The sequence below is a fragment of the Actinomadura rudentiformis genome (assembly GCF_008923185.1).
Taxonomy (GTDB): Bacteria; Actinomycetota; Actinomycetes; order Streptosporangiales; family Streptosporangiaceae; genus Spirillospora; species Spirillospora rudentiformis.
The window spans coordinates 165,473-180,295 of record NZ_WBMT01000027.1; the positions used below are offsets into that span (position 1 = coordinate 165,473).

The 14,823-nt window shown below is 69.9% G+C and carries 14 protein-coding genes and 1 rRNA gene; 12 read left to right on the top strand and 3 right to left on the bottom strand.

The features are described 5' to 3' along the window. Positions 1–150: 150 nt before the first annotated feature. Genes F8566_RS43310 through F8566_RS43320 form a run of 3 tightly spaced genes read right to left on the bottom strand, consistent with a single transcriptional unit; the run spans position 151 to position 2,479 of the window. Positions 151–1,029: an ABC transporter permease gene (locus F8566_RS43310; RefSeq protein ID WP_225994048.1), complete on the bottom strand. Its 879-nt coding sequence runs from the start codon at positions 1,027–1,029 to the stop codon at positions 151–153. Then, complete coding sequence (locus tag F8566_RS43315; protein WP_151569105.1) at positions 1,026–1,988, bottom strand: ABC transporter ATP-binding protein; 963 nt, start codon at positions 1,986–1,988, stop codon at positions 1,026–1,028. Before F8566_RS43315 ends, F8566_RS43310 begins: the two co-directional genes overlap by 4 nt. Continuing rightward, entirely contained in the window at positions 1,985–2,479 is a 495-nt protein-coding gene (locus F8566_RS43320; RefSeq protein WP_151569107.1) for a MarR family winged helix-turn-helix transcriptional regulator, read from the bottom strand. The genes F8566_RS43315 and F8566_RS43320 overlap by 4 nt, the downstream gene beginning before the upstream one ends. Before the next feature lie 154 nt (positions 2,480–2,633). Here F8566_RS43320 and argC point away from each other — a divergent pair, with 154 nt between their 5' ends. The 12 genes from argC to F8566_RS43380 form a co-directional block, all read left to right on the top strand. Next, complete coding sequence (gene argC, locus F8566_RS43325) at positions 2,634–3,662, top strand: N-acetyl-gamma-glutamyl-phosphate reductase (protein ID WP_151569109.1); 1,029 nt, start codon at positions 2,634–2,636, stop codon at positions 3,660–3,662. Continuing rightward, positions 3,659–4,816, top strand: a complete 1,158-nt coding sequence (argJ, locus tag F8566_RS43330) for a bifunctional glutamate N-acetyltransferase/amino-acid acetyltransferase ArgJ (RefSeq protein WP_151569111.1) — start codon at positions 3,659–3,661, stop codon at positions 4,814–4,816. Before argC ends, argJ begins: the two co-directional genes overlap by 4 nt. 98 nt (positions 4,817–4,914) lie before the next feature. Further along, positions 4,915–5,829, top strand: a complete 915-nt coding sequence (argB, locus tag F8566_RS43335; RefSeq protein ID WP_151569165.1) for an acetylglutamate kinase — start codon at positions 4,915–4,917, stop codon at positions 5,827–5,829. Next, complete coding sequence (locus F8566_RS43340) at positions 5,826–7,076, top strand: acetylornithine transaminase (protein WP_151569113.1); 1,251 nt, start codon at positions 5,826–5,828, stop codon at positions 7,074–7,076. Before argB ends, F8566_RS43340 begins: the two co-directional genes overlap by 4 nt. Before the next feature lie 5 nt (positions 7,077–7,081). Beyond that, entirely contained in the window at positions 7,082–8,008 is a 927-nt protein-coding gene (gene argF / locus F8566_RS43345; RefSeq protein WP_151569115.1) for an ornithine carbamoyltransferase, read from the top strand. Beyond that, on the top strand, positions 8,005–8,520 hold the full coding sequence (locus F8566_RS43350; protein WP_151569117.1) for an arginine repressor: 516 nt from the start codon (positions 8,005–8,007) through the stop codon (positions 8,518–8,520). The genes argF and F8566_RS43350 overlap by 4 nt, the downstream gene beginning before the upstream one ends. Before the next feature lie 208 nt (positions 8,521–8,728). Beyond that, a complete protein-coding gene (gene argH / locus F8566_RS43355) occupies positions 8,729–10,150 on the top strand; it encodes an argininosuccinate lyase (RefSeq protein WP_151569119.1) in 1,422 nt (473 codons plus the stop codon). A 71-nt stretch (positions 10,151–10,221) separates the two neighbouring features. Next, positions 10,222–10,875, top strand: coding sequence for a DNA-3-methyladenine glycosylase (locus tag F8566_RS43360; protein ID WP_151569121.1), 654 nt, complete (start codon positions 10,222–10,224; stop codon positions 10,873–10,875). Then, the gene (locus tag F8566_RS43365; protein WP_151569123.1) at positions 10,862–11,290 is read left to right on the top strand and encodes a hypothetical protein; all 429 of its coding nucleotides are present in this window, start codon (positions 10,862–10,864) and stop codon (positions 11,288–11,290) included. The genes F8566_RS43360 and F8566_RS43365 overlap by 14 nt, the downstream gene beginning before the upstream one ends. Before the next feature lie 75 nt (positions 11,291–11,365). Then, positions 11,366–12,643: a tyrosine--tRNA ligase gene (gene tyrS / locus F8566_RS43370; protein ID WP_151569125.1), complete on the top strand. Its 1,278-nt coding sequence runs from the start codon at positions 11,366–11,368 to the stop codon at positions 12,641–12,643. Positions 12,644–13,071: 428 nt separating this feature from the next. Beyond that, positions 13,072–13,239 carry a MerR family transcriptional regulator gene (locus F8566_RS53185; protein ID WP_225994054.1) on the top strand — a complete coding sequence of 56 codons (168 nt, stop codon included), beginning with the start codon at positions 13,072–13,074 and terminating at the stop codon, positions 13,237–13,239. Between the two features lie 1,508 nt (positions 13,240–14,747). Beyond that, positions 14,748–14,823: ribosomal RNA gene (locus F8566_RS43380) — 16S ribosomal RNA — on the top strand; the annotation flags it as partial.

Below are 14,823 nucleotides of genomic sequence, written 5' to 3' on the forward strand. Positions count from 1 at the left end.
GCTCGTGGGGCGATGGCGTAAAGGTAACGCACAAGGGCCTTCAGAACTGATCCACATCCGTATATGTGCCGGCGTGCGAATTGGGCGGTAAACCAAGGGACCCGGGGGCGGCAAAACCCCGGGTCCCGCTCCTTTTCAGGTGAGGACGCGTCAGGTGAGGACGCGCTTGGTGAACGTTCGGGTCGCGAACCACGTCAGGGCGATCGTGCCGCCGATGAGCGGGAGCAGGAACGCCCACGTGGGCATGTGGCCCACGTCGGGGGTCAGCGCGGCGCGCAGGCCCTCGCTCAGGTAGACCAGCGGGTTGAAGAGGCTGGCGATCTGCAGCCAGCGCACGTTGTCGAGTGCGGACCAGGGGTAGTAGACGCAGCCGAGCATCGTGATCGGCATGAGGACCACCGCGAAGAGCACCTGGGCCTTCTGCGGGTTGATCACGGTGCCGAGCAGCAGGCCGCCGGACGCCGCCAGCAGCGCGCCGGTGATCATGACGACCAGGAAGATCGGCCAGTTGGCGACGTGGACCTCCGGTGCCTGGCCGTCGGCGTGGATGAACAGCACGGCCGGGAAGACCAGCAGGCCGCCGATGAGGCCCTGGAGCGCGGCGGCCACGATCTTCTGGATCGCCAGGAGGGGGATCGGCAGGGGCGCCAGTGCCCGGTCGGTGATCGAGCGTTGCCAGGTCAGCTCCATCATCAGCGGGAAGATGGCCGCCATCATGGCCTGCATCATGATCGAGGACCCGACCAGGCCGGGCACCAGGATCGTGGCGAACGTCGCGCCGCCCTGGCCGGCCATCCCACCGCCGATCTTGGGCAGCACGTAGGCGAAGACGAAGACGAACATCAGCGGCTGGGCGAGCACGCGGACGAACGTGGACAGGAAGTTCTTGCGCATCACCCGGACTTCGCGGGCCATCATCGCCATGAACGTCCGCGGGATGGTGGGGCGCACGGCGGGCGGCGCGGTCAGGGTCTCCGCCTGCACTGTCTTTCCCTGCGCTGTCTTTCCCTGCGCTGTCTTGGTGGTCACTCGCGGTACTCCCGTCCGGTGAGGGTGAGAAAGACGGTTTCCAGGCTGGGGCGCAGCTGGGACGCGTCGGTCACGCTGACGCCGGCGGAGGTGCCGAGGGCCACGAGTTCCCCGAGCAGCCCGTCGGCCTCGTGGGCGAAGACCCGTACCTGGTTGCCGGACAGCTCCACCTTGGAGATCCCGTCGCGCTCCCGCAGGCCGCCGAGGTCGGGGACCGAGCCGTCGTAGGCGACGGTGAGCACGGTCTCGGCGCCGGCGGAGCCCTTCAGCTCCTCGACGGTGCCGCTGGCCAGGATCTTGCCGTGGTCGACCACGGCGACCCGGTCGCAGAGCGCCTCGGCCTCTTCCATGTAGTGGGTGGTGAGCACGATCGTCTGCCCGGCCTTCTGGAGTTCGCGCAGTATCTTCCAGAGGTTGACGCGCGTCTGCGGGTCCAGCCCGGCGGTCGGCTCGTCCAGGAAGAGCACCTCGGGCCGGTGAACGAGGGCGCGGCCGATCATGAGGCGCTTGGCCTGGCCGCCCGACATCTCGAACGGGTTGCCCTCGCGCCGGTCGGTCAGGTTGAACAGCTCCAGGAGCTCTTCGGCACGGCGGCGGGCGTCGCGGGCGCTCATGCCGAAGTAGCGGCCGCGGAACTCGAGGTTCTCGAACGCGGTGAGGTCGTTGTCGAGGGTGTTGTTCTGCGACACCATGCCGATCCGCCGCTTGACCTCGACCGGCTGTTTCTCGACGTCGAACCCGCACACGCGTGCGGAGCCGGAGGTGGGCACCACCAGGGTCGTGAGCATGCCGATCGTGGTCGACTTGCCTGCGCCGTTGGGGCCGAGCAGGCCGAAGAACTCGCCCTGGCGTACGTCCAGGTCGATGCCCTGGACCGCGGGCACGTCGCCGCGCGGGCTCGTATAGGTCTTGTGGAGGTCCACCGCGCCGATGGCGATGTCCGGGGGTGGCTCGGTCACGGGTGGTCTCCTTCGTAGGCGTCGGCGGAGTCGAACTTCTCGATCAGGCGGAGCAGGAACCTGCGGACGGCCGGCTCGTCTTCTTCGTCGACGACGTCGTACATGCTCCAGATGTCGTCCTTCATGGCCGCGCCGGTCTCGCTGACCACGGCGAGCCCCGAGGGATTGATGTGCACCCGCAGGGCGCGCCGGTCGCGCTCGTCCCGGCGCCGTTCGACGTGGCCGTTGCGTTCCAGCGTGTCGACCACGGTGGTGACGGTCGCGGGGGAGATGAGCAGCCGCTTGGCGAGCTCCCCGGGACGCAGGCCGTCCTCGCTGACGAGCGCCCGGAGGACGAAGAACCCCGCGGGGCTCGTCCCGTGCTTCTCGATCAGCCGCCACATCACGGGTCCGGCCAGCCGGGACGCCGCGGCGAAGAGGCGGCCGATGGGCCACTCCTCCATGGGGCCGAGGCTGTCCAGATCGCCGAATCCCAGCTTCTTCGCGTCCACGAGGACTATGCTTAGGGGCCATATATTTAGTTGTCAAATCTTTAGTCCTCGAAGTAATGACCGGAGGGCCTTCGGGATCTCGTATGGTGGGAGTCTCGTTGAATACTCATCCACACTCATGCATAATCTTGCCTACCCTCCGGAAGGACTGAGCATGGGAATCAGGGCGGCGGTCGCCGGCGCCAGCGGCTACGCGGGCGGTGAGGTGCTGCGCATCCTCGCCGGCCATCCAGGGTTCGAGATCGGTACGCTCACGGCCGGCTCCAACGCCGGCACCGAGCTGGGAGCGCACCAGCCCCACCTGCGATTCCTGCGCGGCCGGGTGCTGGCCGAGACCACCCCCGAGACGCTGGCCGGTCACGACGTGGTCTTCCTGGCGCTGCCGCACGGGCAGTCCGGTCCGATCGCCGAAGGGCTGGGGGAGGAGGTGCTGGTCGTCGACTGCGGCGCCGACTTCCGGCTGGCCGACCCGGCCGACTGGGAGCACTTCTACGGCTCGCCGCACGCCGGCACCTGGCCGTACGGCCTGCCAGAGCTTCCCTGGCAGCGGGACGTCCTGCGCGCCACGCGGCGCATCGCGGTGCCGGGCTGCTACCCGACCTCGGTCACGCTCGCGATGTTCCCCGCTCTCGGTGCCGGGCTCGCCGAGCCGGACGTGGTCGTGGTCGCGGCCTCCGGCACCTCCGGCGCGGGCCGGGCCCTCAAGCCGCACCTGCTGGGCAGCGAGGTCATGGGGTCGGTCGCGGCGTACGGGGTGGGCGGCGGCCACCGGCACACCCCGGAGATGATCCAGAACCTCAGCGCCGTCGCGGGCGAGCCGGTCACCGTGTCGTTCACCCCGACGCTGGCGCCGATGAGCCGCGGCATCCTGGCCACCTGCACCGCCAAGGCCAAGCCGGGCGTCACCGCCGCCGCGCTCCGCGAGGCCTACCAGGACGCCTACGACGGCGAGCCCTTCGTGGGCCTGCTGCCCGAGGGGCAGTGGCCCGCCACCTCCATGACCCTGGGCGCCAACAGCGCCCTCGTCCAGGTCGCCCTCGACGAACGCGCCGGCCGCGTCGTCGTGGTCGCCGCCATCGACAACCTCACCAAGGGCACGGCCGGCGGCGCCGTGCAGAGCGCCAACCTGGCCCTCGGCCTCCCCGAAGAACTCGGGCTCACCACGATCGGAGTGGCACCTTGAGCGTCACCGCCCCCCAGGGTTTCCGCGCCGCAGGCGTCGTCGCCGGGCTCAAGGACAGCGGGGCCCGCGACCTCGCCCTCGTCGTCAACGACGGGCCGTCCCGCGCGGCGGCGGCGGTCTTCACCCGCAACCGTGTGAAGGCCGCGCCGGTGTTGTGGTCGGAGCAGGTGATCAAGGGCAGGCGCGTGCGCGCGGTGGTGCTCAACTCCGGCGGCGCCAACGCCTGCACCGGGCCCGCCGGGTTCCAGGACACGCATGCCACCGCCGAGACCGTCGCCGAGGCCATCCAGGACTCGGCCGGGGAGATCATGGTCTGCTCGACCGGCCTGATCGGCGAGCGGCTGCCGATGGACAAACTGCTCCCGGGCGTCGCGGTCGCGGCCGCGGGGCTGTCGCGCACCGACGGCGGGCTCGCCGCCGCCGACGCCATCCGTACCACCGACAGCGTCGCCAAGATCGCGTTCCGGCAGGGCGCGGGCGGCTACATGATCGGCGCGATGGCCAAGGGCGCGGGCATGCTCGCCCCGTCGCTCGCCACGATGCTCGCGGTCGTCACCACCGACGCCGACCTGGACGCGGTCGCGCTGGACCGCGCCCTGCGCTCGGCCACCGCGGTGACGCTCGACCGGCTCGACTCCGACGGCTGCATGTCGACCAACGACACGGTGCTGCTCATGGCCTCGGGCGCCGCCGGGGTGACGCCGGACGAGGCGGAGTTCACCGAGCTGCTCACCGACGTGTGCGCCGACCTGACCCGGCAGCTCCTGGTGGACGCCGAGGGTGCGTCCAAGGCCATCACGATCGAGGTCGTCGGGGCCGCCAGCGACTTCGACGCGGTCACGGTCGGCCGCTCCATCGCCCGCAACAACCTGCTCAAGTGCGCCATCCACGGCGAGGACCCCAACTGGGGGCGGGTGCTGTCCGCGGTCGGCACCACCGAGGCGGTCTTCGACCCCGACGAGATCAACGTCGCGATCAACGGCGTGTGGGTCTGCCGGAACGGCTCGTTCGGCGACGACCGCGACAAGGTGGACCTGCGGCCGCGCGACGTCACGATCACCGTCGACCTGTCGGCGGGGCCCAACAGCGCGACCGTCTGGACCACCGACCTCACGGCGGACTACGTCCACGAGAACTCGGCGTACTCGACATGACCGCCACCGGAAAGACGAACGGGCAGACGAGCCAGCAGACGAACCAGCAGACGAACGGGCAGGCGAGCGAGCAGCTGAGCGCCATCTCCGGCGCCAGGATGCGCAAGAACCGGGCCGGCGTCATGTCGAAGGCCGAGACCCTCATCAAGGCCCTGCCGTGGCTGGAGCGGTTCCACGGCACCACCGTCGTGATCAAGTACGGCGGTCACGCGATGACCGACGAGGAGCTGCGCCACTCGTTCGCCGAGGACGTGGTGTTCCTGCGGTACGCGGGGCTGAAGCCGGTCATCGTGCACGGCGGCGGGCCGCAGATCAACGCGGCGCTCGACCGCAACGGCATCGAGTCGCACTTCACCGCCGGGCTGCGGGTCACCACGCCCGAGGCGATGGAGGTCGTCCGGATGGTCCTCGTCGGCCAGGTCCAGCGGGACGTGGTCGGGCTGATCAACCGGCACGGCGCGTTCGCCGTCGGCATGTCCGGCGAGGACGCCAACCTCTTCACCGCCGAGCGCAAGTTCGCCGTGGTGGAGGGCGAGCCGGTCGACATCGGGCAGGTCGGCGAGATCGTCGAGATCCAGGTCGGCGCGGTGCGCGCGATGCTCGACGACGGCCGGATCCCGGTGGTCTCCAGCATCGCCCGCGGCGACGACGGCGAGATCTACAACGTGAACGCCGACACCGCCGCGGCGGCCCTGGCCGTCGCGCTGGACGCCACCAAGCTGGTCGTGCTGACCGACGTCGAGGGGTTGTACGCCGACTGGCCCGCCAGCGACGACGTCATCGACGAGATCTCCACGGACGAGCTGGCGGCGCTGCTCCCGGAGCTGTCGGCGGGCATGGTGCCGAAGATGGAGGCCTGCCTGCACGCGGTACGCGGCGGGGTGCCGCAGGCGCACGTCCTGGACGGGCGGGTCCTGCACTCGCTGCTGCTGGAGATCTTCACCGACGAGGGGATCGGCACGATGGTCCTGCCCAGCCCGGGCGGACCGGTCAAGGGAGGGGTGACGGCGTGAGCGCCGAGGACCTGCGGAAGCGGTACGAGGCCGCGTTCATGCCCAACTACGGAGTCCCGCCGCTGGCGCTGGTCGCAGGGCAGGGCAGCGTCGTCTGGGACGCCGGCGGCAAGGAGTACCTCGACCTGATCGCCGGGATCGCGGTGAGCTCGCTCGGGCACGCCCACGAGGAGCTCGGCGAGGCGGTCAGCAACCAGGTCATGTCGCTGGCCCACACCTCCAACCTGTTCATCAACGAGCAGGAGGTGGTGCTGGCCGAGAAGCTGCGCGAGCTGCTCGGCGGCGAGGGCAGGGTCTTCCTGGCCAACAGCGGCACCGAGGCCAACGAGTGTGCGCTGAAACTGGCCATCAAGTACGGCAAGGCCAACGGCCGGACGTACTTCGTGGCCGCTGAGAACGGCTTCCACGGCCGTTCGATGGGCGCTTTGTCGCTCACCGGCAAGCAGGCCATCCGCGAGCCGTTCGGCCCGTTCGCGATCGACGTGCGCTTCGTCCCGTACGGCGACGCCGACGCGCTGCGCGAGGCGGTCACCGACGAATGCGCGGCGGTGTTCCTGGAGCCGGCGCAGGGCGAGGCCGGCGTCGTGCCGCCGCCCGACGGCTACTTCGCCGCCGTGCGCGAGATCTGCGACGCGACCGGCGCGCTCTTCGTCGCGGACGAGATCCAGTCCGCCATCGGCCGGACCGGGGCCTGGTTCGCCCACCAGCACGAGGGCGTCCGGCCCGACATCCTCACCCTGGCCAAGGGTTTGGGCGGCGGGCTGCCCATCGGCGCGTGCATCGGCTTCGGCCCGTACGGCGAGCTCTTCGCCAAGGGCGACCACGGCAGCACGTTCGGCGGCAGCCCGGTGGCCTCCGCCGCCGCGCTGACCGTGCTGTGGACGATCGAGAAGGAGAACCTGCTCGACCACGTCACGGCCGTCGGGACGCTGCTCAAGGACGGGCTCGCCGGCATCGACCATCCGCTGCTGGCCGGGGTCCGCGGCCGGGGCCTCTGGCTGGCCGCCGTGCTGGCCCCGGGCGCCGGGCCGGCGGTCGAGGCCGCCGCGCGGGAGGCCGGATTCCTGGTCAACGCGGTGCAGCCGGACGCGATCAGGATCGCTCCGCCCCTCATTCTCACCCGTGAGCAGGCACAGTCGTTCGTGGACGCCTTCCCGGCGATACTCGACGCGGCCTTGAACGCCAACACAGACGGCAACACAGACGCGAACACAGACGCCGACGCAGCCGCCCTGAAGGAGGACTGACAGCGATGGTCCGGCATTTCCTGCGGGACGACGACCTCACCCCCGCCGAGCAGGCCGAGGTGCTCGCACTGGCCGCCGCCATGAAGCGGGACCGGTTCGCCCACACACCGCTGGCGGGACCGCGGTCGGTGGCGGTGCTCTTCGACAAGCCCTCCACCCGTACGCGCATCTCGTTCGCCGTCGGCATCGCCGAGCTGGGCGGCAACGCGCTGGTGCTGGACGCCGGCACCAGTCAGCTCGGCCGCGGCGAGACCATCGCCGACACCGCCCGCGTGCTGGAACGTCAGGTCAGCGCCATCGTGTGGCGGACCGGTGGGCAGGAGCGCATCGAGGAGATGGCCGCGGGCACCACGGTGCCGGTGGTCAACGCGCTCACCGACGAGTTCCACCCCTGCCAGATCCTGGCCGACCTGCAGACGGTCCAAGAGGTCAAGGGCTCGCTGGCCGGTGTAACGCTCGCCTACTTCGGAGACGGCGCCAACAACATGGCGCACTCCTACCTGCTGGGGTGCGCCACAGCGGGGATGCACGTCCGGATCGCCGCGCCCGAGTCCCTGCCGCCGGATCCGGCGATCGTGGCGAAGGCCACTGAGATCGCCGCGGCCACCGGCGGCTCGGTGACCGTGACCGCCGACGCCAAGCAGGCGGCCGCCGGTGCGGACGTCCTCGCCACCGACACGTGGGTGTCGATGGGCCAGGAGGGCAAGGGCACCGAGCTGTACGAGCCGTACGCCGTGAACGAGGAGCTCGTCGCGCTGGCCGCCGCCGATGTTGCCGTGCTCCACTGCCTGCCCGCCTACCGCGGCAAGGAGATCGCCGCCTCCGTCCTGGACGGTCCGCACAGCGTGGTCTGGGACGAGGCAGAGAACCGGCTCCACGCGCAGAAGGCGTTGCTGACCTGGCTGCTGAGGTCGGGAGGCGGGCTGACATGACCACACCGATGACCAAGGCGGCCCGCCACGCGAAGGTGATCGAGCTGCTGACCCGCCATCCCGTGCACTCGCAGGGCGAACTGGCCAAGCTGCTCGCCGACGAGGGCCTGGAGGTCACCCAGGCCACGCTGTCGCGCGACCTGGTCGACATCGGTGCCGTCAAGCTCCGCGCCGACGACGGCAGCCTGATCTACGCGGTGCCCGGCGAGGGCGGCGACCGGATCCGGCTGACCCGCACCGGCGCCACCGAGACGTTCGCCGGCCGGCTCACCCGGCTGGCGGCCGAACTGCTGGTCTCCGCAGAGGCCTCGGCCAACCTGGTCATCGTGCGCACCCCGCCGGGGGCGGCCCAGTACCTCGCGTCCGCCATCGACCACGCCGAATGGCCGACGGTCCTCGGCACCGTCGCGGGCGATGACTCGATCCTGGTGATCTCCCGTGCTCCGGACGGCGGGGAGGAACTCGCCCAGGCACTCCTCCGCCTGACCAACAACCGCGAGCGACGAAGTTAGGGCCATCCGGCCCCAGCCCTTGTCCGCACGACAGGAAATAACGGCATCGTCGGCCAGCTACGATCTGGCTACGTACGACGTTCGACCTGAGCCTGGCCTGACAGACCGCCCGCCGCCCGGTCGCCGCGGCTCTCCCGTGGAGTCGCAGGCGATCATGGCCGGTACGCGGTAGAACCGTTTCATCAGTGGTGGGAAGTAGAGGATCTCCGTGACCAAGGCACCGACGCGACTGTGGGGCGGCCGGTTCGAAGGCGGCCCGTCGGACGCGCTCGCGCGGCTCTCGGTGAGCGTCCAGTTCGACTGGCGGCTCGCCCCGTACGACCTGATGGGCTCGCGCGCGCACGCCCGCGTGCTCAACCGGGCGGGGCTGCTCACCGACGACGAGCTGGAGCGCATGATCGGTGCTCTGGACGACCTCGAAGAGGCCTGCAAGTCCGGCGAGTTCCGGCCCACCGTCGCCGACGAGGACGTGCACACCGCGCTCGAACGCGGCCTGCTGGAGCGCCTCGGCGCGCTGGGCGGCAAGCTGCGCGCCGGCCGCAGCCGCAACGACCAGGTCGCCACCGACCTGCGCCTCTACCTGCGCGACGCCGCCCGCCAGATCGTCTCGCGGGTGGTCGAGCTGGAGACGGCCCTCATCGCCCAGGCCGACCACAACCTCGGTGTCGCCGCCCCCGGCATGACCCACCTGCAGCACGCGCAGCCCGTGCTGTTCTCCCACCAGCTGCTGGCGCACGTGCAGCCGCTCGTCCGCGACGTCGAGCGCCTGCGCGACTGGGACAAGCGCGCCGCGGTCTCGCCGCTGGGCTCGGGAGCCCTGGCGGGCTCGTCGCTGCCGCTCGACCCGCAGGCGACCGCCGCGGAGCTGGGCTTCGACTCCGCCGCGGCCAACTCGATGGACGCGGTGAGCGACCGTGACTTCGTCGCCGAGTTCCTCTTCGCGGCCGCGCTGATCGGCGTGCACCTGTCCAGGCTCGGCGAGGAGATCTGCCTCTGGGCCTCGCAGGAGTTCCGGTGGATCGAGATGGACGACACGTACGCCACCGGCTCGTCGATCATGCCGCAGAAGAAGAACCCCGACGTGGCCGAGCTCGCGCGCGGCAAGGCCGGGCGCCTCATCGGGCACCTGGTCGGCCTGCTCACCACCCTCAAGGGACTGCCGCTCACCTACAACCGCGACCTCCAGGAGGACAAGGAGGGCGCCTTCGACGCCGTCGAGACGCTCCTGCTCGTCCTGCCCGCGATGTCCGGCCTGATCGCGACGATGCGGATCAACACCGAGCGCCTCGAAGCACTGGCCCCGCAGGGCTTCGCCCTCGCCACCGACCTCGCCGAGCTGCTGGTCCGGCGCGGCGTGGCCTTCCGCGACGCCCACGAGGTGGTCGGCCATCTCGTGGTGTGGTGCCAGGTCAACGACAAGGACATGGACGAGCTCACCGACGACGAGCTGGCGAAGGTGTCCCCGCACCTGACCCCGGACGTCCGCGAGGTCCTCAACGTCCCCGGCGCGCTCGCCTCCCGCAAGGCCTTCGGAGGCACCGCCCCCGACCGCGTCCGCGAGCAGGCCGACACCCTGCGGACCCTGGTCAACGACCACGCCTCCTGGGCCGCCCGAGCCGACACTCCCTGATAGGGCAGGGCGGCGAGGGCCATACGATGGCCGATCGACGTCCCCTGTTGTCGAGCATCACGGTGAGGGCCATGACCACGGAGCTGCTGCCGAGGGAGTTCTTCGATCGTCCCGTCGAGGAGGTGGCCCCCGCCCTGCTCGGGCAGGTGCTCGCCCACCGGAACGAGGACGGCGAGGTCCTGCTGCGGCTCACGGAGGTCGAGGCTTACGCGGGGCCGCTCGATCCCGCCTCGCACGCCTACCGCGGCCGTACGGAGCGGAACGCGGTGATGTTCGGCCCGCCGGGCTACTCGTACGTCTACTTCACGTACGGCATGCACTTCTGCGTGAACCTCGTCTGCGCCCAGCCGGGGACGGCCTCCGCTGTGCTGCTGCGGGCCGGTGAGGTGATCTCTGGTGTGGAGCTCGCGGCGTCCCGGCGGCCGCGTTCGACCGTGCGGGACCTGGCGCGCGGCCCCGCGCGGCTGTGCCAGGCACTGGCGATCGGCCGGGAACAGTACGGGCTGGACGTGTGCTCACCGGACAGCCCGCTGCGGGCGCTGGCAGGGGAACCGGTCCCGGCCGAGCTGATCAGCACGGGCCCGCGCACGGGGGTGAACGGGGCCAAGGAGACGCCATGGCGGTTCTGGATCGAGGGTGACCCCACGGTCTCCCCGTACCGCGCGCACGTCCCCAGGAAGCGCACGGTGGTGACCGATGAAGCGATCACCAATGGACGAGCCTGACGCGCGCGGCCGGCCCCGGCGGTGGTCGCCCCGGGGCCTGGTCGGCGTCGCGACGGGCTTGATCATCGGGATGGCCGGCACCGCTGTGGTGGCCTGGACGGACGGCGAACTGCGGGACACAAAGGTGATCAGCCGGATCCGGCAGCCCGCCTCGGTCCGGTACCCGGATGGATCGATCCACCACGCGGGCGTCGTTCGCGTCCGCAGCTGGATCTTGAACAGGCATCGGCCGTACGAGGTGGTCATCGGCAGGGATCCGGGTCTCTCGTACGGGCACAGCGTCACCTTCGAGGCGACCGGGGAGAGCCCGCCCCGCATCAGCGGCGCCGAGTGGCGGCCGGACGGGGTGCGGATCCGGCTCGACTCGGGGCACGAGGTGTTCGTCCCGGCCCAAAAGTTCCTGGGCGGCCGGTGAATACCGTTACCGTGATCAGCGGCTCATCGGGCACCCTGGTGAGAGAACGACGGCAAGGCGGAGACGAGGGAGAACGTGACCGACATCATCGACGATCTCGCGTGGCGCGATCTGATCGCGCAGTCCACTGATCTGGGCGGACTGCGGGAATTGCTCGCCGCGGGGCCGGTCACGCTCTATTGCGGGTTCGATCCGACCGCGCCCTCGCTGCACCTGGGCAACCTCATCCAGATCCTGACGCTGCGGCGGTTCCAGCAGGCCGGGCACCGGCCGATCGGGCTGGTCGGCGGCGCCACCGGCCTGATCGGTGACCCGAGTGGCAAGAGCGCCGAGCGGGTGCTCAACTCCGAGGAGACCGTCGCCGGATGGGTCGAGCGGATCCGCGGCCAGGTGTCGAAGTTCCTGGACTTCGACGACGGCACGACCGGCGCGCTGATGGTCAGCAACCTCGACTGGACCGGGTCGATGACCGCGATCGAGTTCCTGCGCGACATCGGCAAGCACTTTCCGGTGAACAAGATGCTCGCCCGGGAGACGGTCAAGTCCCGGCTCGACACCACCGGGATGAGCTACACCGAGTTCAGCTACGTGCTGCTGCAGTCGATGGACTTCCTGGAGCTCTACCGGCGGTACGGCTGCCGGCTGCAGACCGGCGGCAGTGACCAGTGGGGCAACCTCACCGGCGGCGTCGACCTCATCCGGCGAGCCGAGGGCGGCACGGCGCACGCGCTGACGACGCCGCTGCTGACCAAGGCCGACGGCACGAAGTTCGGCAAGACGGCCGGCGGCGAGACCTACTGGCTCGACCCCGAGCTGACCTCGCCGTACGCGTTCTACCAGTTCTGGTTCAACGCCGACGATCGCGATGTGGAGAACTACCTCAAGGTCTTCAGCTTCCGGTCCCGTGAGGAGATCGAGGCGCTGCTGAAGGAGGGCGCCGAACGGCCCGCGGCCAGGGCGCCGCAGCGTGCGCTGGCCGAGGAGCTCACCACCCTCGTCCACGGCGCCGGCGAGACCGAACGTGTGATCGCGGCCTCGCGGGCGCTGTTCGGGCAGGGGTCGCTGGAGGAGCTCGACGAGCGCACCCTCGGCGCCGCGCTCGCGGAGGTGCCGCGTACGGAGATCCCGGCGGGAGAGCTGCCGACAGTGGCGGACCTGCTGGTCGCCGCCGGGCTGTGCAAGAGCAAGTCGGAGGCACGCCGCACGATCGCCCAGGGCGGCGCGTACCTCAACAACGCCAAGATCGAGGCCGAGGACGCCGCGCCGACCGCCGGCGACCTGCTGCACGGCCGCTACCTGGTCCTGCGCCGGGGAAAGCGGAACGTGGGCGGCGTCGAAGTCACTCGCTCCTAGAGTTCCAGGAAGACGGGCCGGTCCGAACGTGTCGGACCGGCCCGTTCGTTGTCCGCGATCCCGTTCCCATGCCCGCGTTCGACGCAGGCCGCCTCCGAGATCTACCGGGATTTTGCGGCCCGCTGCGAGGAACTCGTCCCGGATGCAGCGGCGCGGAGGAGTGCCATGGAACTCCATCGAGCTGCCCGTCATCACGCCCGAGAGCGCGGATCGTGATGACCACCGCCCAGCCTCTGGATCCGCACAGCCCGCAGACGGACAACCTGCGGCCGGTGGGCTTTCGACATCCCGAGAGCATGAGAGCCGATGCGAGCCTCAGTCCCGTACGCGACACTGAGCCGATGACCAGGTGATCCCCACGAGCACGAACCGGCCGTCGGACTCACCGTCGGCAGGTCGGCGGCGCTCGCCGGGGCAGCGTCAGGACACTGCACCAGTGGGACACCATCGGCCTCGTCCGCCCGAGCGGGCGCGCCGGGGTCGGATACCGGGTGTACTCAGACGACGACGTCGCCCGTTCCACGGGGGCCTCGTCTGCAGGAACTCGGACTTCCGCTCGCAGAGCTCGGCCGGCCCATGGACGACCGGGACATTGACGAACACGCCCACCTGCGCCGGCAGCGGCCCCGGCTCATGGATCGGTGACCGCGGTCGACCCAATGCCGGTGGCATCGAACGCCGGGACGCGGCTGACACCGGAGGAGCAGGTCGAGATCTGCGGCGACTTCTGGGAACCCGCCCCGGCGAAGGAGGCCGAGGAGCGCTGGAGCGACGTCAGGCAACGGGCACAGTCCGCAGAGCAGGCCCCCGCCTTGCTCTTGAGATGCTTTCGACTGCAACCACCAGATGCAGGGGTGCATCGCGCGGCATGTTCGTCGGTGACCTCCGTGCGCCCCACACGACGACGCGATCACACCGGGCCCGACGACCTGGCTACGCGAGGTGATCTCCGCGAAGGCCACGTCCCACGACATCGACCCGGAAGCCGCCACCTGGCTGTGACTCTCTGCGGGTTGCCCTCGGAGCAGGGGCGTCTTGAGTCCGAGGCTGACGGCGGTGGCCAGAGGTTGGTTGAGACCTTGCTGGTCGGTCGCGGCAGGACGCCCAAGGTGCGGTTCGGCATCTCGTTGTTCACGAGCGCAGCGAGGGGAGCAGGGTCAGCCCTGGTGGTCCGGATGCCGACCAGACCCGTCGGCCACGTGGTCTGCCCAGCCAGGATCCACCGGGCCTCAGGTGACCAGGAGGTCGCGCCCAGTCGGTCATGCCAGGGGAGAGCGCATCGTCCAGTCGCGGTGGAAGTTCCTGCCCGAGCAGCAGAGCTGCCAGACGTACCGGCTCTTGGTCGCGGAGTCATGTGAGCGAAATCCCGAGGTGGCGGGTCAGTGACAACCGCGCAGGTCAGGTGATGGAGGCTGCCATGAGCATGTGCGGCTGACCGGGGAATCAGCTCGGACGCGCTGCGATGGACGTGCGGAGATCTCCGTGATGGGGCCAGCACGCAGCTACTTCTCATAGAAGGGGAAAACTTGGGTAGATCTGGATCACAATGCGGTCGCGATGGGTACCGAGATCCGCTCTGCGCAGGGGTCGGCGGCCCTCTGACCAGGTAAAACGACATCCAGAAGACAGCCGAGCGTCGATTTGACGACGGTGAAGCATCGACCTAATGTCATACCTGCCCCACGGGGGAGCGGGACGCCGAGAGGTGGCCGGCCCCGGGGGATCCTCCTCGAACTCAAGGTCGCAGCTTCACTGCGTCCTCGAATCGGTCGAGAAGGGCCCAAGAAGCCCGAAAGTTGACAAATCGGGCAGATTGGGTAAGCTTGAAGGGTTGCCCCGGAACCGGGCGCTGCGGGAGCGGTGGTCTGGTGCGGTGGGTGTCCGTTTCTTGAGAACTCAACAGCGTGTTAAAAGCCAGTGCCTTTATAGGCCAGGCACTTTGTGTCTGGTCTCCCCGTGGCCATGACCTCTTTTTTGTGGGGGGTTGTGGTGGGGATTTCTTTGAGGCAAGGCGGCCCCTTTTTTGAGGGGTTGCATTGCTGGGATTTTCTCTGAGGTTTGGCGGCTCGGGCCCCTTGTGGGGGTTTTGGGTTGTCGTTGGGCCTTGATGGAGAGTTTGATCCTGGCTCAGGACGAACGCTGGCGGCGTGCTTAACACATGCAAGTCGAGCGGAAAGGCC

Coding starts and splice junctions, on each gene's coding strand:
- argC (WP_151569109.1), top strand. CDS start 2,634: ATGGGAATCAGGGCGGCGGTCGCCGGCGCCAGCGGCTACGCGGGCGGT.
- argB (WP_151569165.1), top strand. CDS start 4,915: ATGCGCAAGAACCGGGCCGGCGTCATGTCGAAGGCCGAGACCCTCATC.
- argF (WP_151569115.1), top strand. CDS start 7,082: ATGGTCCGGCATTTCCTGCGGGACGACGACCTCACCCCCGCCGAGCAG.
- F8566_RS43350 (WP_151569117.1), top strand. CDS start 8,005: ATGACCACACCGATGACCAAGGCGGCCCGCCACGCGAAGGTGATCGAG.
- F8566_RS43360 (WP_151569121.1), top strand. CDS start 10,222: ATGACCACGGAGCTGCTGCCGAGGGAGTTCTTCGATCGTCCCGTCGAG.
- F8566_RS43365 (WP_151569123.1), top strand. CDS start 10,862: ATGGACGAGCCTGACGCGCGCGGCCGGCCCCGGCGGTGGTCGCCCCGG.